This window comes from Williamsia sp. CHRR-6 (assembly GCF_018474015.1).
In the GTDB taxonomy this organism is placed as follows: Bacteria; Actinomycetota; Actinomycetes; order Mycobacteriales; family Mycobacteriaceae; genus Williamsia_A.
The window spans coordinates 33,464-52,747 of sequence record NZ_JAHCSG010000002.1; the positions used below are offsets into that span (position 1 = coordinate 33,464).

At 66.7% G+C, this 19,284-nt stretch carries 16 protein-coding genes and 2 tRNA genes; 11 read left to right on the forward strand and 7 right to left on the reverse strand.

Annotated elements, in window-relative coordinates; genetic code table 11:
• The first annotated feature begins 1 nt into the window (after position 1).
• From mshD to pstB, 5 genes are all read left to right on the forward strand, one after another.
• Positions 2-910: a mycothiol synthase gene (mshD, locus tag KIK15_RS06055; protein WP_214243804.1), complete on the forward strand. Its 909-nt coding sequence runs from the start codon at positions 2-4 to the stop codon at positions 908-910.
• A 260-nt stretch (positions 911-1,170) separates the two neighbouring features.
• A complete protein-coding gene (gene pstS / locus KIK15_RS06060; RefSeq protein ID WP_214243318.1) occupies positions 1,171-2,277 on the forward strand; it encodes a phosphate ABC transporter substrate-binding protein PstS in 1,107 nt (368 codons plus the stop codon).
• Between the two features lie 83 nt (positions 2,278-2,360).
• Entirely contained in the window at positions 2,361-3,443 is a 1,083-nt protein-coding gene (gene pstC / locus KIK15_RS06065) for a phosphate ABC transporter permease subunit PstC (RefSeq protein WP_374222821.1), read from the forward strand.
• A gap of 1 nt (position 3,444) precedes the next feature.
• Positions 3,445-4,344 (forward strand): phosphate ABC transporter permease PstA, encoded by a 900-nt coding sequence (gene pstA / locus KIK15_RS06070; protein ID WP_214243319.1) that lies wholly within the window; start codon positions 3,445-3,447, stop codon positions 4,342-4,344.
• A 30-nt stretch (positions 4,345-4,374) separates the two neighbouring features.
• Entirely contained in the window at positions 4,375-5,151 is a 777-nt protein-coding gene (gene pstB, locus KIK15_RS06075; RefSeq protein ID WP_214243320.1) for a phosphate ABC transporter ATP-binding protein PstB, read from the forward strand.
• A gap of 152 nt (positions 5,152-5,303) precedes the next feature.
• Here pstB and phoU read toward each other — a convergent pair whose 3' ends face one another.
• From phoU to KIK15_RS06095, 4 genes are all read right to left on the reverse strand, one after another.
• Positions 5,304-5,969, reverse strand: coding sequence for a phosphate signaling complex protein PhoU (phoU, locus tag KIK15_RS06080; RefSeq protein WP_214243321.1), 666 nt, complete (start codon positions 5,967-5,969; stop codon positions 5,304-5,306).
• A gap of 93 nt (positions 5,970-6,062) precedes the next feature.
• On the reverse strand, positions 6,063-8,135 hold the full coding sequence (locus KIK15_RS06085) for an LCP family protein (RefSeq protein ID WP_307851761.1): 2,073 nt from the start codon (positions 8,133-8,135) through the stop codon (positions 6,063-6,065).
• A 148-nt stretch (positions 8,136-8,283) separates the two neighbouring features.
• Positions 8,284-9,369 carry a tRNA dihydrouridine synthase DusB gene (dusB, locus tag KIK15_RS06090; protein ID WP_250324316.1) on the reverse strand — a complete coding sequence of 362 codons (1,086 nt, stop codon included), beginning with the start codon at positions 9,367-9,369 and terminating at the stop codon, positions 8,284-8,286.
• Positions 9,370-9,464: 95 nt separating this feature from the next.
• A complete protein-coding gene (locus KIK15_RS06095) occupies positions 9,465-10,457 on the reverse strand; it encodes an acyl-ACP desaturase (RefSeq protein WP_214243322.1) in 993 nt (330 codons plus the stop codon).
• 330 nt (positions 10,458-10,787) lie between these two features.
• Here KIK15_RS06095 and KIK15_RS06100 point away from each other — a divergent pair, with 330 nt between their 5' ends.
• Entirely contained in the window at positions 10,788-12,278 is a 1,491-nt protein-coding gene (locus tag KIK15_RS06100) for a CitMHS family transporter (protein ID WP_214243323.1), read from the forward strand.
• 58 nt (positions 12,279-12,336) lie between these two features.
• A complete protein-coding gene (locus KIK15_RS06105; RefSeq protein ID WP_250324272.1) occupies positions 12,337-14,103 on the forward strand; it encodes an ATP-binding protein in 1,767 nt (588 codons plus the stop codon).
• Between the two features lie 9 nt (positions 14,104-14,112).
• Here the strand turns inward: KIK15_RS06105 and KIK15_RS06110 are convergent, their stop codons facing one another.
• On the reverse strand, positions 14,113-15,327 hold the full coding sequence (locus KIK15_RS06110; RefSeq protein ID WP_214243324.1) for a hypothetical protein: 1,215 nt from the start codon (positions 15,325-15,327) through the stop codon (positions 14,113-14,115).
• Positions 15,328-15,546: 219 nt separating this feature from the next.
• On the opposite strand from KIK15_RS06110, the gene KIK15_RS06115 reads away from it, so the two are divergent.
• Together KIK15_RS06115 and KIK15_RS06120 are read left to right on the forward strand one after the other, a co-directional pair.
• Positions 15,547-16,221 carry a response regulator gene (locus tag KIK15_RS06115; protein WP_214243325.1) on the forward strand — a complete coding sequence of 225 codons (675 nt, stop codon included), beginning with the start codon at positions 15,547-15,549 and terminating at the stop codon, positions 16,219-16,221.
• Between the two features lie 54 nt (positions 16,222-16,275).
• Positions 16,276-16,533 (forward strand): hypothetical protein, encoded by a 258-nt coding sequence (locus KIK15_RS06120; protein WP_214243326.1) that lies wholly within the window; start codon positions 16,276-16,278, stop codon positions 16,531-16,533.
• A 71-nt stretch (positions 16,534-16,604) separates the two neighbouring features.
• Here KIK15_RS06120 and KIK15_RS06125 read toward each other — a convergent pair.
• Positions 16,605-16,677, reverse strand: a tRNA-Lys gene (locus KIK15_RS06125).
• Positions 16,678-16,743: 66 nt separating this feature from the next.
• The gene (locus tag KIK15_RS06130; RefSeq protein ID WP_307851763.1) at positions 16,744-17,418 is read right to left on the reverse strand and encodes a TetR/AcrR family transcriptional regulator; all 675 of its coding nucleotides are present in this window, start codon (positions 17,416-17,418) and stop codon (positions 16,744-16,746) included.
• 169 nt (positions 17,419-17,587) lie between these two features.
• Here KIK15_RS06130 and KIK15_RS06135 point away from each other — a divergent pair, with 169 nt between their 5' ends.
• Together KIK15_RS06135 and KIK15_RS06140 are read left to right on the forward strand one after the other, a co-directional pair.
• Positions 17,588-19,099 (forward strand): DHA2 family efflux MFS transporter permease subunit, encoded by a 1,512-nt coding sequence (locus KIK15_RS06135; protein ID WP_214243328.1) that lies wholly within the window; start codon positions 17,588-17,590, stop codon positions 19,097-19,099.
• 111 nt (positions 19,100-19,210) lie between these two features.
• Positions 19,211-19,283: transfer RNA gene (locus KIK15_RS06140), tRNA-Glu, on the forward strand.
• Position 19,284: the final 1 nt, after the last annotated feature.

The following is a 19,284-nucleotide window of genomic DNA, read 5'->3' on the forward strand; positions in this document are numbered from 1 at the left end:
GCTGACGGTGGCCACCCGGTTGTCTGCGGACGTGGCCGCGACGGTGACGGCGATGGCCGCGCGGGTGGCCGAGGTCGACGGTGTGGACGGATTGTCCGAACAGTCCACGGCGGCAATCAGATCCGATTCGGTCACCCATGTCGTGGTGCGTGACGGCGACGAATCGGTGCTCGGCTACGCCAACATCACCGCCGGCCGTGACGACGATCCGGCGATGATCGAGGCGATAGTCGACCCCTCGGTTCGCCGACGAGGACACGGGAAAGCGTTGGTGCGCCGCGCATTCGACGCCGCAGCCGGATCGGCGCGGATCTGGGCGCACGGGAACCTTCCCGCCGCGCAGGCGCTGGCCGCATCGCTGCACCTCACCGCCACACGTGAGCTGCTGTCATTACGGCGCCCACTGGGTTTGCGGAATCCGTTGCCGCCCTTGGTGGTTCCCGACGATCTTCTGTTGCGGACCTACGCCGGGTCTGACGACGACGCGGAGATCCTGCGGGTCAACAACGCAGCCTTCGACTGGCACCCCGAGCAGGGCGGCTGGTCGTCGGCGGACATCACCGCGCGCACGGGCGCCGACTGGTTCGACCCAGCCGGGGTGTTTCTGGTGTTCGACCGCGCCGATCCGCGCACGCTGCTGGGCTTCCACTGGACCAAAGTGCACCCCGCAGGCACCGGTGAGCGCGGCGTGGTCGTCCCCGCGATCGGCGAGGTCTACATCGTCGGCGTCGATACCGGCACCCAGGGCCGGGGACTGGGGCGTCTGCTCACCCTGGCGGGGCTGCACCATCTGCAGTCGCGTGATCTGTCCGAGGTGGAGCTCTACGTGGAGGGTGACAACACCGCAGCGCTGCACACCTACCAGCGGCTTGGTTTCACCCAGCATTCGGTCGACGTCGCCTACGGCTGACCCGAGGGTCGGACAGGTCACATCGCCCCCTGCTGTGGTTAGCAGGACACACCATTGACCAGCGTGGACACCGCGATCTATTCACCTCCCGTTCACCTTTTGTCGGCGGGTAGTCCATCGCCGCACCCTAGTTTTCTCGGTGACACGGCGTCGGATTCGCCCGTACTCCACCATGGGTCCGGGTGTGCGCTGAGCCAGGTCACGACCGTCTAGAAACGTCCGGTTCGGTCGCGAACCAACACACAACGGAGGACCCTCGCGTGAACTTCAATCGCAGCTCGACCACCCGCAGCGGCACCATCGCTGTCGGTATCGCTGCCGCAGCAGCCCTCACCCTGTCCGCCTGCAGCGGCGGCGGCGGCTCGAGCGACAGCGGCTCGACTGGTGCGGTGTCCAACGGCGGCACCATCAGCGGCGAGGGCTCGACCGCGCAGCAGAAGGCCATCGAGATCTTCCAGGACGTGCTGACCAAGAACGGCGGCACCGTCCTCAACTACACCGGAAGCGGCTCCGGCGACGGCGTCAAGAAGTTCCTCAGCAAGGACGTCGACTTCGCCGGTTCGGACTCGGCCCTCAAGGGTGACGAGATCACCAAGGCCAAGGATCGCTGCGGCGGCAACGACGCCTGGCACATCCCGCTGGTCGCAGGCCCGGTGTCCATCGCCTACAACCTCGACGGCGTCGACGATCTCACCCTGACCCCGTCGCTGATCGCCAAGATCTTCGACTCCAAGATCACCAAGTGGAACGACCCGGCCATCGCCGCGGTCAACGCCGGTGTCTCCCTGCCCGACAAGGCCATCGTCCCGGTGCACCGCAGCGACAGCTCGGGCACCACCGACAACTTCCAGCGGTTCCTGCAGGACACCGCCAAGGCGGACTGGCCCTACGAGCACGACAAGCTGTTCAAGGGCCAGGGCGGCTCGGGTGCGGCCAAGTCGACCGGTGTCGGCGACACCGTGAAGAAGACCTCCGGCGCGGTCACCTACGTCGAGTGGGGCTACGCCAAGCAGAACGACCTGGGTCTGGCCAAGGTCGACTTCGGTTCCGGCGCGGTGGAGCTCAACGACGACTCGGCAGGCAAGGCGCTCGAGGGCGTCACCTTCAAGACCCCCGGCAGCAAGGACCTCGTCGTCGACACCGACAAGCTGTTCGCCTCCAACGGTGCCGGCGCGTGGCCGCTGCTGCTGACCAGCTATGAGATCGTCTGCTCCAAGGGCTATGACGGCAACACCGCTGCCACCCTGAAGTCGGCGTTCAACGTGATCCTCGAGAAGGGCCAGGACGGGCTGTCCGACGCCGGCTACGTCGAGCTGCCGGAGAGCTACAAGACCACGCTCAAGGGCACCATCGACGCCCTGAGCTGATCTGCACACCATCACCTGACGCCGCGGAGTCGCACACGTTGCGACTCCGCGGCACAGGTTGAAAGACTTGGGGAGTATCACGCATGACCGAAGTGCACGGTGGCGGCGTTCGCGCCGGCGAGGACATCGAAGGAACCATGAGTTCATCGTCGACCGGCTCGACCAACCCTGACGGCGTCGAGCTGCGCAAGGCCGGTGCCGCGCCCGGCGACTCCCCAGGCGGTAGCGACACCGCCGGATCGGTCACCCGACTCGGTGACCAGATCTTCCGCAGCCTCTCGGTGGGCGCGGGTGTGCTGGTGTCGGTGCTGATCGCGTTGATCGCGATCTTCCTCATCGTCCAAGCCATCCCGGCGCTGAGCAAGAACACCGTCAACTTCTTCACCTACACCGGTGACTGGGTGACCAGCGGCGACAACCTGCGCTTCGGCATCCTCAACCTGCTGTACACGACGGGCGTCGTGTCGATCATCGCGCTGATCATCGCCATGCCGATCGCGCTGGGCATCGCGATCTTCCTCACCCAGTACGCACCCCGCCGCCTGGTGGGTCCCATCACCTACCTGGTGGACCTGCTGGCCGCGGTGCCCTCCATCGTCTACGGCCTGTGGGGCATCCTCGTGCTCGGGCCCGCGCTGGTCCCGCTGAACAACTTCCTCGTCGACCACTTCAGCTGGTTGCCGTTCTTCAAGTCGCCCAGCCAGGTGACCAACCTGTCCACCGGTGGCACCCTGCTCACCGCAGGCATCGTGCTGGCGGTGATGATCCTGCCGATCATCACCGCGGTGACGCGCGAGGTGTTCGTGCAGACCCCCGTCGGCCACCGCGAGGCCGCGCTCGCGCTCGGTGCCACCAAGTGGGAGGTCGTGAAGACCACCATCCTGCCGTTCGGTTTCTCCGGTTACATCTCCGGTTCGATGCTGGGGCTCGGTCGCGCACTCGGTGAGACGATGGCGCTGCTGCTGATCATCTCCTCGACCGGTCCGCTGAACTTCAACCTGCTCGAGAGTGGGGAGACCTTCGCCACCAAGATCGCTTTGAACAACGCCGAGTTCAGCTCGCCGCTCAACACCGGTGCCTACATCTCGGCCGGCCTGGCGCTGTTCGCCCTCACCTTCGTCGTCAACGCAGCGGCTCGTGCAGTCGTCGCCCGGAAGGGAAACTGACATGACCGCGACCATCGATCGTCCCGACCTCGGTCCCGTCAAGCGGGATGCCTCCGGCTTCACGCCGGTCACCCTGGGTCGCAAGATCACCGACAACGTGGCCTTGATCCTGGTGAGCGCCGCGCTCCTCATCGCGTTGGCCCCGCTGGTGTGGTTGCTGTTCACCTTGGTCTCGCGTGGCATCGGGCAGATCACCTCGTTGGACTGGTGGCAGTACGACGAGCTGCACGGCGGCGCGTTCAACGCGATCATCGGCACCCTGCAGCAAACCCTGCTGGCCGCGGTGATCTCCATCCCGCTGGGCATCTTCGTGGCCATCTACCTGGTGGAGTACGGCAACCGCTCGCCGCTGGCGCGGTTCACCACGTTCATGGTCGACATCCTCTCCGGTGTGCCGTCCATCGTGGCCGCGTTGTTCGTCTACGCCGTCTGGCGCACCACCCTGGACCTGCCCCGCTCGGGTTTCGTGGTGGCGTTGGCGTTGGTGCTGCTGATGGTCCCGATCGTGGTGCGCTCCACCGAGGAGATGCTCAAGATCGTGCCGCAGGATCTGCGCGAGGCCTCCTACGCGCTGGGAGTTCCCAAGTGGCGCACCATCATCAGCATCGTGTTGCCCACCGCCCTGTCGGGCATCATCACCGGCGTGATGCTGGCCATCGCGCGCGTGATGGGTGAATCGGCCCCGGTGCTGATCCTGGTCGGCTCGACGCGCGCCATCAACAACAACCCGTTCGAGGGCAACCAGCAGTCGCTGCCGCTGATGATGGTGCAGCAGTACAACAACGGGTCCGACGCCTTCCCTCAGGTGTGGGGTGCTGCCCTGACCCTGGTGATCCTGGTGGCCATCGTCTACTTCGGTGCCAAGGTCGTGGCCAAGCTCTTCGCCCCCAAAACGTCCTGAAACTGATTCCGCTCTAACGAAAGTCACATCATGGCAAAGCGTCTCGACATCAAAGACCTGAACATCTATTACGGCGCCTTCCACGCGGTCAAGGACGTGTCCCTGGAGGTGGCGCCGCGCAGCATCACCGCCTTCATCGGCCCGTCGGGCTGTGGCAAGTCCACCGTGCTGCGCACCCTCAACCGCATGCACGAGGTGACCCCGGGTGCCCGCGTCGAAGGCAAGGTGCTCCTCGACGGCGAAGACATCTACGGACGCGGCATCGACCCCGTCAGCGTGCGTTCCACCATCGGCATGGTGTTCCAGCGCCCGAACCCGTTCCCCACCATGTCGATTCGCGACAATGTGGTGGCCGGGCTCAAGCTGCAGGGCGTGCGCAACAAGAAGGAACTCGACGAAGTGGCCGAACGCAGCCTGCGCGGCGCCAACCTGTGGGAAGAGGTCAAAGACCGCCTCACCAAGCCCGGCGGCGGTCTGTCGGGCGGTCAGCAGCAGCGACTGTGCATCGCCCGCGCCATCGCCGTCTCACCCGAGGTGTTGCTGATGGACGAGCCGTGTTCAGCACTCGACCCCATCTCCACGCTGGCCATCGAAGACCTCATCACCGAGCTGAAGAAGGACTTCACGATCGTCATCGTGACCCACAACATGCAGCAGGCTGCGCGAGTCAGCGACAAGACGGCTTTCTTCAACCTTGCAGGCATCGGGCAGCCCGGCCAGCTGATCGAGATCAACGACACCGAGACCATCTTCTCCAACCCGGAGCAGAAGGCGACTGAAGACTACATCTCCGGCCGGTTCGGCTAAGAGCACGCAACGATCTTGAGGAGGCCGAACCGTCGGAGGGGGGACTACTTCTCCGGCGGGTTCGGCTAGACCTCGCACCGACTCGCTCGACGACATCAGCCCCGACCTTCAGGTCGGGGCTGATGTCGTTGTGGGCCAGGCGAACCCGAGTCTCAGACCTCGGACTCCTGAAACTGCTCGGGGGTCTTGCCGGTGGCCTGGAAAACCACGCGCCGACCGATCAGCACCGCGTGGTCGGCGAAACGCTCGTAGTAGCGGCCCAGCAGGGTCACATCCACCGCCGCCGCCACACCGTGGCGCCAATCACGGTCCATCAACACCGTGAACAGGTGGCGGTGCAGATCGTCCATGGCGTCGTCGTCACTCTGCAGGCGCAACGCATCGTCGGGGTCCTGGCTGTTGAGCACCTCGCGGGCGTTCATCGCCAGCTGCACGGCCAGACGGCCCATCTCGGCGAAGTAGCCGTTCACCTCTTCGGGCAGTGCCTTGGCCGGGTGGCGTCGCCGCGCCACTTTGGCCACGTGCAGGGCCAGGGCGCCCATCCGATCCACGTCGGCGACGATCTGGAAGCCGCTGACGATGGCCCGCAGATCACCGGCCACCGGTGCCTGCAGCGCCAGCAGCGCGAACGCCATCTCCTCGGCCTGCGCCGACAGACGCACGATCTGCTCGTGATCGGTGATGACCGACTCGGCGACGGCGAGGTCGGCCTGCAGCAAAGCCTGGGTGGAACGCTCCATGGCCACGCCGGCCAACTCGGACATCTGGCCCAGGACGTTGTTCAGCTCGGCCATCTGATCGTGGTACGCGGTACGCATTCGCTGAGCGTACTGACCCGATGGGTGGAGTCGGTGGTCACCTGGTGAACGCAGGGTGAACGAGTCGCGGACGAATGTTCAGAAGATGTGGGATCAGCCCTGGCAGGTGGTGTCGGCGGCGTTGGTGACCGTCAGGTCGCTGGGCAACTGTACGATCGAGTTCGATGCCGGGTTCTGGGTGACGGTCAGCGTGCTGCCCTCGGTGGGCACATCGCCCACGGTGCCTGAGTAGTCCGATCCCAGCAGCACCTCCACACCCGACTTGACGGTGCGGTCGGGCTGGATCACCGCGCCCGAGAACAGGGCAGCCACGGTGGCGGCCTGCGCCTGGGTGCCCGGACCGTAGCGGACCACTGTCTGCGTCTGGTTCTCCGAGGCGTCGGCGACACCGCGCACGTCGAAACCCAAGTTGGACAACAGGGTCGAGGTCTTCGACGCCAGACCGGTTTGGCCGGTGCCGTTGAGCACACGCACACCCACGTCGCTGGGGCTCAACGCGGTGGACTGCACCGACTTCGGCGCCTCGGGGGTGGTGCTGGTGGGCGCGGCGCTGCTGGACTTGCTCGACGAACTCGGCGGTGCGACCTTGCGCTTCTCGCCGGGCAACGGCTGGTCGTTGATGATCGCGTCGAAGATCGCATTGATGTCGTCGATCCGCGGGATCTCGTTGTTGCTGCCGTCGGTGGCGGTGCCCGAGGTGGGGATGGTGAGGAACGTGACCCTCCCGGCCTGCAGGCCCTCCAGCGACTGCGCCAGGTCAAGCAGGTTCTCGGTGTCGACCTGGTCGACGAAGCTGTACTTGATGAACGTGGAGACGATGTTGGTCAGCTTGCCCGGGTTGGACAGCACCTGGCCCGACAGCATCCCTCGTAGCAGAGCCGAGAGGAACAGCTGCTGACGTTTGATGCGCCCGTAGTCGCCGTTGCCCTCGGTGTCGATGGTGCGCGCACGCACATAGTTCAGCGCTCGTTTGCCGCTGAGGACCTGCCGACCCGGTTTGGACAGGATCTGCCCCAACTCGTAGTCGTACAGCGGCGTGGGTGAACACACCTGCACGCCGCCGAGCTTGTTGACCACCTGCTCGAACCCGAAGAAATCCATCGCGATGAAGTGGTTGACGTTGAGGCCCGAGAGCTGCTGGATGACCTTCACCGCGCACTCGGGTCCGCCGTCGCCGTAGGCGGTGTTGAGCTTGGCGCCGGTCTCGGCGGGCACCGTCTCGGTGTCGCTGTAGGTGCCGCTGTTGTTGTCCCACGCCCGGCATTCGGGGCGGTCCACCTGCAGGTCGCGCGGAAACGACACCGCCACCACACGATCACGGCTGGCGGGCACGTTGATCAAGATGATGGTGTCTGACCGGGCACCGTCGGCCTGGGCGGTGGTACCTGCACCCACGGTCGAGTTCTTGCCGGCGCGGGTGTCGGTACCGACGATCAGGTAGGTCTGATCGCCGCTCTGCGCGCCCTTGTTGCGGATGTTCTTGTCGTTGGCGTTGACCGCCTTGACGTTCTGGAAGTCACCGTTGAACGACTTGAGGTAACCCCAGACAAAACCGGTCCCGGTCAGGGCCAGCACGCACGCCAGCGCCACCACCACCCGACCCGATGCAGTGGCCACGCGACGTCGGCGTCTGCGTGCGCTGTCTCTGCGGGTCTGCGCGTCGTCGGGCGGCACGGTGGCCACCCGGCGGGTCACGGGAGGATCGGCCGACTCGGTGGGGGCGGGATCGAGGACCGGGGGGACGCGGGTGGTGGGCGCGGTGACGGTCGGGTCGGGGCCGACCGGCGGCAGCAGCGCGGTCACCTCCTCGTCCGTCGGTCGGGCGCCCTGGCGTGCAGACGCCGGTGGCGTAGGAGTCGACGACGGTGGAGGTGTCGATGACGGCGGCTGCGGAGGGGTCGGGCGATCGGAGTTCTCGGCTTCCAGCGCGGCCAGCAGTTCGGCCACGGTCATCCGGCGGTTACGGCCCTGGTTGAACGGTCGGCGGTCGGCCGGTTCCCGCAGCACCTCGTCGGATGGCTGGTCGAGGCGGCGGCGGATGTCCTCGCGGGGACCGGGCACTGCCTCGGCATCGGAATGGCGCGGTCGGTCGGGGTCGCGGCGCGACGAGCCACGCGCCGGAGGGGTCCCTCCGTCACCCGATTCGGGTGTCGTGTCGTCACTCACCGTCGTTCCCCTGTCTGGGTCGTGCCTGCGTCACCGGATCAAAGCCGATCACGCCATCTGAAGCGGTCATGTGGACCTGTTGCCCGCGCCTGCGCCGATCGTACTGATACGCGTGCACGTGGACGCCGCCGAGCGGGTCGCGCTCGGGTCAGCCTCCCGAGTGCATCTCGTCGGCGCCGGCGGGCACGTACTCGTCGTCGGGGTCGTCGAGCCAGCCATCGGGCAGCGCGACCGTGGCCGGCGACCCCTGCCGACCGCGCGGACCGTGCCCGTCGGGGGGGAACGGGGCGTCGGCGTCGAGGCCGCCCACCAGCTCGGTCAGCTGATCGACGGTGGTGACCAGCGCCAGGGCTCGACGCAGATCGGATCCGACCGGGAAACCGCGCAGGTACCAGGCCACATGCTTGCGGATCTCCCGCATGCCCTTGTCCTCGCCATGGTGGTCGGCCAACAGACGGCCGTGGCGCACGATGATCGACGCCACCTCACCGAGGTTCGGCTGGGCGGGAGCGGGCAATCCACGCAGGGCCGCGCTCAACTCGGCGAACAGCCACGGGCGACCGAGGCAGCCACGGCCGATCACCACCCCGTCGCAGCCGGTCTGATCCATCATGGCGATGGCGTCGGCGGGTTCGAAGATGTCGCCGTTGCCCAGCACCGGCACGTCGGTGACGTGCTCTTTGAGTCGGGCGATCTCGGTCCAGTCGGCGGCCCCGGAATACCGCTGGGATGCGGTACGGGCATGCAGCGCAACAGCTTTGGCCCCTTCGGCCGCGGCGATGCGTCCGGCGTCGAGGTGTGTGTGATGGTCGTCGTCGATGCCGATGCGGAACTTGACCGTCACCGGAACGTCGGTGCCCTGCACCGCGCGCACCGCGGCCGCCACGATCTTGGCGAACAGTCGGCGCTTATAGGGGATGGCCGAGCCGCCACCGCGCCGGGTCACCTTGGGTACCGGGCACCCGAAGTTCATGTCGATGTGATCGGCCAGGTTCTCGTCGACGATCATCTTGGCCGCAGCGTAGGTGTAGTCGGGGTCCACGGTGTAGAGCTGCATCGACCGCGGGTTCTCGGTGGGGCCGAAGGTGGTCATGTGCATGGTGGCCTCGTGCCGTTCCACCAGCGCCCGCGCGGTGACCATCTCGCATACGTACAGCCCCGACACCGTGCCGGTGCGTTCGAGTTCCAGCTCGCGGCACAGCGTGCGGAAGGCCACGTTCGTCACCCCGGCCATCGGGGCCAGCACCACCGGACTGCTCAGCGGGATCGACCCGATCCGCAGAGCCGGAGTCTCGGTTCGGGTGTCGGCGAACGTGGTCACAACCGCCCTCAGGAGGCCTTGGCCTCGCGCTTGGCCGCCTCACGTGCCAACGCCCGGTCGCGCATCTCCTCGAACTTGAGGGTGTCGTCGGCCAGTTTCTCCATGAACGCCGCAAGCCGCTCGCGCTGCTGCTCACCCTGCGGACCGAAGTCGCTGCGGTCGAAGACGTTGAGCTTGCGCAGCACCGGCAGCAGCACCTCTTCGTGATGCTGGCGCAGGTCGTAGATGCCGTGCTTGGCCATCAACACGCCGTGGCGCCGAAAGTTGGGCATCCCGTTTCCGGGCATCTGGAAGTTGGTGACGATGTCGGTGATCGCCTCCATGGTCTGATCCGGCGAGATCTCCATCGCTGCGGTCACGATGTTGCGGTAGAAGATCATGTGCAGGTTCTCGTCGGCGGCGATCCGCTGCAGCAGCTTGTCGGCGACCGGATCGTTGCAGGCGCGACCGGTGTTGCGGTGCGACACCCGGGTGGCCAGCTCCTGGAAGGTGACGTAGGTGACCGTGTGCAGCAGTCCCATGCCGCCGCCGTTGCGGATGACCCGATCGGACTGATCGCCACCGAGGCCGACGGAGGTGAACCCGTTGGTCATGTGGATCATCCGCGCCTCTTCCAGGGCCACCGGGTCGACGCCGCGGGTGACCACCAGGTAGTCGCGCATCGCGATGCCGTGCCGGTTCTCCTCGGCGGTCCAGCGGCCCACCCAGTGGCCCCAGGCGTCATCGGTGGAGAAGTTGTCGGCGATCTCGCGGTGGTACGAGGGCAGGTTGTCCTCGGTGAGCAGGTTGGTGATCATCGCGGCCTTGGCCACATCACCGAGTTCGGACTGCTCCTCCGACCAGTCCCGTCCGCCGAGGGCGGCGAAGTTGCGACCCTCATCCCACGGGATGTAGTCGTGCGGATTCCAGTCTTTGGCCACCCCGAGGTGCCGGTTGACGTTCGCCTCGGCGGCGGGGGAGAGCTCCTTGAGGAGTTCCAGTTGCGTCAGTACGCGTGCCATGTCCCTCGTTCCCTCTGAACGGCGTGCCGTTCTTCTGGCTTGTCGACGGCCGTGCCGTTCTCGTGACCATCCAACGGCTGCGTGATCAAAGCGTGATCAAGGCTCCAGAGTACGGGACCGGGCAGGGCATCCCAAGTTCGTCGAGAGCGATGCGCGAAATGCGCAAAAGGGTTGCTAAAGCTCGCAAGCGTGACTGTGACCTGGATTACCGCCGAAACTTCCTCGAGTGTGGCGCAGAACACCGCGCCCACCCCCTCTGGTCATCGCCGACCGGGCCCGGCTGATCGTGCGAGCGGGTCGTGAGTCGGCGCTAGGAAAGCGGTAACCGACATGCTCGTCACTCTCGGCCTCCTGATGGTGGCCTCGTTCATGGCCCTCATCATCACCAAACGCGCCACACCGGTGGTGGCGCTGATCGTGGTGCCGGTGGTTTTCGGACTCTTCGCGGGTGCCGGTCTGGGCATCGGCGACATGATCACCGACGGCATCAAGTCGCTGGCCCCCACCGCGGCGCTGCTGTTCTTCGCGATCGTGTTCTTCGGGATCATGATCGACGTCGGCTTGTTCGACCCGATCGTGCGTTTCGTGGTGCGGGTGGTCGACGAGGATCCGGCCAAGCTGGTCGTGGGCACCGCGGTGCTGGCGATGGTGGTCTCACTCGACGGCGACGGCTCGACGACGTTCATCATCACTACGTCGGCGTTGCTGCCGCTGTATCTGCGTCTGGGCGTCAGCCCGGTGGTGTTGACCGTGGTGGCCGGTCTGGCCAACGGCACCATGAACATCCTTCCCTGGGGTGGCCCGACGGTGCGCGCGGCCAGCGCTCTCAAGGTTCCGGTGTCCGACGTGTTCGTCCCGATGATCCCGTCGCTGATCGCAGGTCTGGTCATCGTGTTGGCGTTCAGCTACCACCTCGGTGTCCTGGAGCGTCGACGTATCGGACGGATCGTCATCGGTGAGCGTGTGCTGGTCGCCGCCGGCGGTGACACTGTCGTCGACGGTCCCGGCTCGGGTGGATCAGGCACGGGTGGATCAGGCAGGGGTGGATCAGGCACGGGTGGATCCGGCACGGGTGGATTCGATGCGGGTCGACCGGGAGCAGGCGCAGGTGGATCGGGTTCGGGCACAACCGGATCGGGTCCCCACGACGCCGACGGTATCGATGCGTTCACCGACGGCACCCTTGATCCGGCTCGAGAGACGTTGCGGCCCAAACTGTTGTGGTTCAACGCCGCCCTCACCGTGGCGCTGCTGGTGGTGCTCGGGATGGACGTCATCTCCCTGACCGTGCTGTTCATGATCGCCGCCGCGGTCGCGTTGGCCGTCAACTTCCCGAAGGTGGCCGATCAGGCGCAGGCCATCACCCGGCACTCGGCCAGCATCGTCTCGGTGGTCGGCATGGTGCTGGCGGCCGCGGTGCTCACCGGGGTGTTCCAGGGCACCGGGATGGTCGAGGCGATGGCCAAGGGCATCACCGACCTGTTGCCGTCGTCGCTGGGACCGCACCTGGCCATCGTGGTGGCGGTGCTGTCGATCCCGCTGACGTTCTTCATGACCAACGACGCCTTCTACTTCGGGGTGCTGCCGGTGCTGTCGGAGACGGCCACCAACTATGGGGTCGATCCGGTGGAGGTGGCGCGCGCCTCGATCATCGGGCAGCCGGTGCATCTGCAGAGCCCGCTGGTGCCGGCCATCCTGCTGCTGGTGGCGCTGGCCGGGGTGTCGCTGGCCGACCATCACCGCAAGGTGTTGTGGCGGGCGGCGGTGGTGTCGCTGGTGATGCTGGTCGTCGCGGTGGTGCTGGGTCAGATCCCCTTCTGATCCGACCCCTGGGCCGATCAGGTCCCGGTCGCTGCAGCCGATCCCTACTCTGATGCAGATGCTGTGGTCGCGTGCGTCGGTCCCCGTTGGGCGCAGGCGCACGCGCCTGCGGCTGCGCACCCAGGTGTTGTTGCTGCAGATCGGGGTGATCGCGGTGAGTCTCGCGGTCGGGTTCGGGGTGTTGATCTCCGGGTCGGGCGACCGGCTGCGCGACGAGTACGCCCAGCGCGCGCTGGCCATCGCCCGCTCGGTGGCCGCCGACCAGCAGGTCCGCGATGCGGTGGCTGGTCACAGTGCCGATCCCGCCTCTGAACGTCCGGTGGCGCGGCTGCTCGACGGGCCGTTGCAGAGGCAGGCGAGTGCAGTCACCCGACGGACCGGTGCGCTGTTCGTCGTGATCGCCGACGTGCGCGGGATGCGGCTGGCCCATCCCGATCCGACCCAGGTCGGGAGGCCGCTGAGCACCGATCCGGCCCGCGCGTTGGCCGGCGCCGAGGACATCACCACCGAGCGGGGCACGCTGGGCGAGTCGGTGCGCGCCAAGGTTCCCGTCCTCGACGCCAGGGGTGGGGTGGTCGGGTTGGTCAGCGTTGGCATCTCCACCGAGCGCATCCGTGACGATCAGCGATCGGACCTGCTGACCACCATCGGCATCGCGGTCGCGGCGCTGGCGGTGGGAGTGGTCGGCTCTGCGGCGTTGGCTCGCCGGTGGCGTCGGCTGACTCTGGGCCTGGAACCCGATCAACTCACCGAGCTGGTGCGCGAGCAGGAGGCGGTGCTGCATTCGGTGGGTGAGGGGGTGGTTGCCGTGGACGCGGCCGGGGTGGTGCGCGTCATCAATGACCGGGCTCGAGAACTGTTGGCGCCCAACGGTTCGGTGGGTGACCGGCTCGACGAGATCGGTCTGACCCCGCGAATCATGGAAATCGCGCGCAACCCGGTCGACACCCCCCGGGCTGCGGCGGTGGGCGATCGCATCGTGCTGGCCAGCTCGCGGCGGGTGCGACGCGACGGCCGCGACCTGGGCGTGGTGATGTCGGTGGTCGACCGTACCGACGTCGAGGGGTTGACCCGCGAGGTGGAGTCGATCAAGGCGATGAGCGATGCGTTGCGGGCGCAACGCCACGAGTCGGCCAATCGGATGCATGTGGTGGCCGGGCTGATCCGGGCGGGCCACGCGAGTGCGGCGCTGGACTACCTCGACGAGATCGCCGGGACCGGACGTTTTGCGGGGGTGCTGTCGGGTCTGGAGAACGTCACCGAACCGCATCTGCACGCCTTCCTCGACGCCAAGGCCGCCAGCGCACGCGAGCACGGCGTCACCCTCACCCTGGGGCCGCAGACCTGGCTCGACGCCACCCTCGCCTCGCCGATCGATGTGGTGACCATCCTGGGCAACCTCATCGACAACGCCGTCGACGCCGCCCGGGTGGGCCACCGCAGCCCGCCGATCGTCGAGGTGGAACTGGTGGCCGTCGGAGCGGATCTGCTTGTCACCGTGGCCGATTCCGGCGACGGGATCGCGCTGGAGGCCATCGGGGGCACCGACGTCGAGTCGGTGTTCGTCGAGGGCGTGACCACACACGCCGACCCGACCGTGCCCGGTGGCCGGGGTATGGGGTTGGCGCTGAGCCGGCAGTCCGCGCGTGGCCACGGTGGTGACGTGGTGATCGGCGACCCGGGCCGCGCGCCCGAGGACGCCGAGAGCACCATCGCCGGGCCCGGCGCGGAGAACCGGTTGGGTGGGGCCATCATGGTGGCGCGGATCCCCGGGGTGTTGCGTCCGGCCGATCCGACGGTCATCGAAGGTCACGCGCCGCTATGACGGCGTGGTTCAGGACGCGTTCTGATCGGCTTCGAGCAGGATCTTGTACTGGGCTGAGATCTGCTGTTGCATCAGCTCCAGCGTTTCACCTTGCACGGTCGAGGCTACGTAGCGGCCGACGACCACACTGCACGATGCGCGGGACTTGTTGTTGACCCTGCATCGCGCTGTCGGCAGGCCACGCGGTGAGGCCGCGACGACTTCCTCGGTCTGTGGGTTCGGGGTGTTGAATTCCTTGTCGAATCGAATCGCGGCAGCATCGTCGCGAGCCCGTGCAACAATCGTCATCCCATTGGCCACGTGATCGATCCCTGCGTCGATCAACTGCTTGTACGTCTCGTCAGAGGGGCCGTAGGAGAACGACAAGCCGCGTGGTCCCAGAACGGCATCGTTGAGCGGGTTGACCGATCCCGGGTCCGCGAGTGCATAGATGAGGATCTTGTTCTGATCTTTGAGAACTGACCCACCCTTGGCCGCCGTCTGCGGGAACCTGTCGATGAGTGGCCGCTGCAGGTCGAGACTCTTGCGCACCAACGCGTCAGCCCGGGAAGCTGCGTTGGCTGTCGGCACGGAGAAGCCGTCGAGAAGCAGATAACTCTTATACGCAGTGAACGCGTTGAAACCTTGAACGCCCGCGGCCTCGGTGACAGAAACCAGGGTTCCAGGCGATGAAGGCAGCATCATCGGTCGAAACTTCGACTTCTGTGCCAGGTCCACCTGGTGCAGCGCCTGTGCCGCGCGGGCGGCCGCCGCATCGTCGGTGAAGCGGATGACACCGTGACTGAAGGAGGTCTTGGCATCTCCCGTCGGGCCGGCGGTCCCGTAGAACCCGGCCAGGAGCCCGCCTGACTTTTTCAAGGCCGCCAATGACTCATCAGGTGTCAGCTGGAAGTACCTCTTTGTCGAACGCTCGGAGACAAAAGTTCCGTACGGCAGCGACGGTTCGGTGAATGTCGGGTCGACCTCGAACGGCAGGGTCGTGAATTCGGCCATCCGCTGGCTTTCGATCTCAGCGAGGTCGGCTCCCCTGACAAAACCGAACGGAGCGCGCGGCGACGTCGCATACGTTCCGGTGTCCAGCGCGGCGAGGTTCACCGATGCCGATGCCGATGCCGATGCCGATGACGGGGATGGGGTGGGGGTTCCAGCGGTGTTACTGCTGCACCCGGCGACGACCAGCGCAAGCGCGGTGGCGGCGGCGACCAGAATGGTGTGCTTCGGCAAGGATCGTCCTCCATGGTTCTGAGCTGCATGCCGGGCCCGAGCTCGGAGACAGACTATGAACTTAGCGGATGTACACGAAGGCGTTGCGTTCGGGAAGGCGTGGCATGCGCGTCGCAGATCGCGAACGTGCGGGTCCTCAAGATTCTTCGGTTGCGTCAGCCACGACGTGCTGAGATCTCTGGGACGGAGAACTATCGCGTAGGGACGGGGCGGTGACGGGTGAACGCAGGACTGAAGGTGCTCGTGGTCGACGACGACTTCCGGGTGGCTGCCCTGCATGCCTCCATCGTCGATGCGATGGTGGGCTTTGCCACAGTGGCCCGGGTCGGTGGGGTGGTGGAGGCGCGCCGCGCACTGAGTGATCATCCCGAGATCGACCTGGCCCTGGTGGACGTGCACCTCCCCGATGGTTCGGGGATCGAGCTGGTCCGCGAGATGCGGTGCGACGCATTCGTGGTCACCGCCGAGGACAGTGCAGCCGCGGTGCGTCACGCGGTGGGCGCGGGGGTGATGGCGTACCTCATCAAACCGTTCGACAACACCGAGCTGGCCCGCCGGCTGGCCGGCTACGCGCAGTATCGACGCATCGTCAGCTCGCGGAATCTGACTCAGTCGCAAGTGGATTCGGCATTGGCGGCGGTACGTGGCGAGCGGCCGACGGCTCCGCGGACGGTGGAGTCGTCGCAGACCGAACGGTCGATCCTCACCGCCATCACCGACGCTGCGCGGCCGATGTTCGCCGAGGATGTCTCCGAGGCGGTGGGGGTGTCGCCGCCCACGGTGCGGCGCTACCTCGCGGCCATGGTCGCCGACGGGCGGCTGACGATGACGCTGCGGTACGGCAGCACCGGGCGACCCAAACAGGAGTACCGGGTGGCGGGTCGGTCCACCTGAGGGCGAATGTGTTCGCGCGGAATTGTTCGCGCCGTTGAACTAAAGTCCTTACCCATGCGCGACAGCACGAACCGCGTGATCACCGCGGCCGATCAGGAGCAGGCCAGGGTGTTCATCGAGCAGTTGGAAGTCATTGCGACCCGCCTGGAGCAGCAGGTCGAAGCCCTGGAGGCGAGCTCCCGGATGCCCGGTGCCCGCACCTCGGAGCGGTTGATGACCGACGCCCGGGCCCGGCGCCTGGAGTTGTACGAGACCCGCAGTCACATCGATGCGCTGACCTCGCGCTACCTGATCGACCGCACCCCCGTCTGACCTCGAGTGGGCGCAATACTGCGTCGAGTGGGCGCAAAACTGCGTCGGGTGGGCGCAAAACCGCCCGATTGTGCCCCCTCTCGGGCTCGAACCGAGGACCTGCGGATTAAAAGTCCGTAGCTCTACCAACTGAGCTAAAGGGGCGTGCACGGTGTCGACCACCGTGCCGTGGCGAGTTTACAGATCGTCGGCGACGGGTTTCGACAGTGGTCAGCAGGTTGTGCGGCGATGGCCGCCGACCCGTTCGACCTGCGCGGCGAGGACCTGCTCCTCGCTCATCGGGGGAGTGGTCAGCGGGTGACGCCCGTTGGCGCGGATGCTGTCGAGGATGAGTTCGAGATAGCGCCGCCAGGTTCCCGGCGCCACCGCCTGCGTGGCATCGGCGACTGCGGTGAGCATGGTGAAGAACGCGAACAGGTCGGTGCGGTCGATGCCGGGCCGCAACACACCGGCCTCGATGCCGCGCACATACATCTGTTCTACCCGCCCGGTCATCTCCGACTTGGCGGCCTCGATCGCGGGGGCGGTGGGGTCGACGCGCATGACGATGGCGGCCAGGCCGCGGTCGGTGGCGACGGATTCGCCGACGAAGGTGAACACCTCGACGATCCCCTGCCAGGGATCCTCGGTGGCCAATGCGGCTTCGACCCGGGCGTTGACGTTGCGCAGATGTTCCAGGAAGACGCCTTCGATGAGGTGGTCGCGGTTGTCGAACCGGCGGTAGACCGTGCCCACCCCGACGCCGGCGTGTCCGGCCACGTCGTCGAGGGTCACGTCGAGGCCCCGTTCGGCGAACAGGTCCCGAGCAGCATCGATGATGCGAAGTCGGTTGCGTTCGGCGTCGGCGCGCAGTGGTTTGGCGGCCGTCTGGTCAGCGGTGCTCACGATCACACTTTCTCAACTGGAGGAATGTCCTCCGCTTAGTCTAGCGTTGAGCAGCGTAACCGGAGGCCACTCCTCCGGATTTTCGCCGCGAGGTGTCGCGCGCCTCGTCAGGGCAACGGCGCCCGAGCGTGAAACACGAACATCTCTCCACCTAGAAAGCGGGGTCGTCATGACCACTGTGTCTCCCCAGGCCGACCAGTCCGAGGTGACTGAGTCGAGCCACGATCGGCATCACCGTCTGCGGTGGGCCATCCTCGGTGTACTGGCTCTCGCCCAGCTGATGGTCGTGCTCGACGCGACCATCGTGAACATCGCCCTGCCGCACGCCCAGGCCGACCTCGGCTTCGGCGATTCGTCGCGGCAATGGGTGGTCACCGCCTACGCGTTGGCCTTCGGAAGCCTGCTGCTGCTCGGCGGCCGCCTGTCGGATCTGTTCGGACGGCGGGCCACCCTCATCGTCGGTCTCGTCGGGTTCGCGGGCATGTCCGCCCTCGGAGGCGCCGCCGTCAACTTCGAGATGCTGGTCATCGCCCGCGCCGGTCAGGGCGTGTTCGGTGCGCTGCTGGCGCCGGCCGCGCTGTCGCTGCTGACCACCACGTTCACCGACCCCGAGGAACGCGGCAAGGCGTTCGGCATCTTCGGTGCCATCGCCGGGGCCGGTGGCGCATTGGGTCTGCTGCTGGGCGGGATGCTCACCGAGTGGGCCGACTGGCGCTGGTGCCTGTACGTGAACCTGGTGATCGCGGCCATCGCGCTGGTCGGAGCCGTGTTGTTCATCGGCAAGCAGTCCCCGGAGAGCCGTCCGGTCCTTGATCTCCCCGGCACCATCACGGTCTCGGCCGCACTGTTTTCCATCGTCTACGGCTTCTCCAACGCCGAGACCAACGGCTGGGCCGACTGGGCGACCATCACCTGGCTGGTGGCCGGTGCCGCTCTGCTGGCGGTGTTCGTGGTGCTGCAGATGCGCACCACCCACGCCCTGCTGCCGCTTCGCATCGTGCTCGACCGCACCCGCGGGGGATCGTTCCTCGTGGTATTCGTCTCGGGTATCGGGATGTTCGGGATCTTCCTGTTCCTCACCTACTACCTGCAGCAGAACCTGGACTTCTCGCCGATCCGGACCGGTCTGGCGTTCCTGCCGATGATCGGTCTGGTGATCGTCACCGCCACGGTGACCACCTCGGTGCTGCTGCCGCGCTTCGGCCCGCGCTGGATCGTCGCGATCGGCATGTTGATCGCCGCTGGAGGCATGCTCTATCTCACCGGATTGAGCACCACCAGCAGCTACGCGACCGACATCCTGCCCGGACTGCTGATCATGGGGGTGGGCATCGGTGCGTCGATGCCGCCGTCGATGCAGGCCGCCATCTCCGGGGTGACCGCCGATGACGCAGGCGTCGCCTCGGCGACGGTCAACACCATGCAGCAGGTCGGTGGTTCGGTGGGAACCGCGCTGCTGAGCACCATCGCCTCGAGCGCGGCGAGTGCCTACGTCACCGACAACCTCGGCAAGGTGGGCAACCCGCAGGCCTTGGAGGCGATGGCTGCGGTGCACAGCTACACCACCGCCTTCGGTTGGGCGGCAGGCATTTTCGTGATCGGGTCGGTGCTGGCTGCCGCTGTCATCACCAGCGGCAAGCTGCCCGAGCCGGACAAGGACGCGGTGGTCATCCACGCGTGATCCGATGCGGTCCCGGGGCCATCCGACAGGGTGGCCCCGGGGCGGTCGGGGGCGGATTTGAGGTTTCTCGGGACTGTGTCCTAAGCTCATACAGCTCCCTACCGGAGACTGGCCCCCTTCGTTTAGCGGCCTAGGACGCCGCCCTTTCAAGGCGGTAGCGCGGGTTCGAATCCCGTAGGGGGTAC

Bases quoted from the DNA above. Each gene is read 5' to 3' on its own strand.
- pstC (WP_374222821.1), top strand. From the start codon at position 2,361: ATGACCGAAGTGCACGGTGGCGGCGTTCGCGCCGGCGAGGACATCGAA.
- pstA (WP_214243319.1), top strand. From the start codon at position 3,445: ATGACCGCGACCATCGATCGTCCCGACCTCGGTCCCGTCAAGCGGGAT.
- pstB (WP_214243320.1), top strand. From the start codon at position 4,375: ATGGCAAAGCGTCTCGACATCAAAGACCTGAACATCTATTACGGCGCC.
- phoU (WP_214243321.1), bottom strand. From the start codon at position 5,969: ATGCGTACCGCGTACCACGATCAGATGGCCGAGCTGAACAACGTCCTG.
- dusB (WP_250324316.1), bottom strand. From the start codon at position 9,369: ATGGCCGGGGTGACGAACGTGGCCTTCCGCACGCTGTGCCGCGAGCTG.
- KIK15_RS06095 (WP_214243322.1), bottom strand. From the start codon at position 10,457: ATGGCACGCGTACTGACGCAACTGGAACTCCTCAAGGAGCTCTCCCCC.
- KIK15_RS06100 (WP_214243323.1), top strand. From the start codon at position 10,788: ATGCTCGTCACTCTCGGCCTCCTGATGGTGGCCTCGTTCATGGCCCTC.
- KIK15_RS06105 (WP_250324272.1), top strand. From the start codon at position 12,337: ATGCTGTGGTCGCGTGCGTCGGTCCCCGTTGGGCGCAGGCGCACGCGC.
- KIK15_RS06120 (WP_214243326.1), top strand. From the start codon at position 16,276: ATGCGCGACAGCACGAACCGCGTGATCACCGCGGCCGATCAGGAGCAG.
- KIK15_RS06135 (WP_214243328.1), top strand. From the start codon at position 17,588: ATGACCACTGTGTCTCCCCAGGCCGACCAGTCCGAGGTGACTGAGTCG.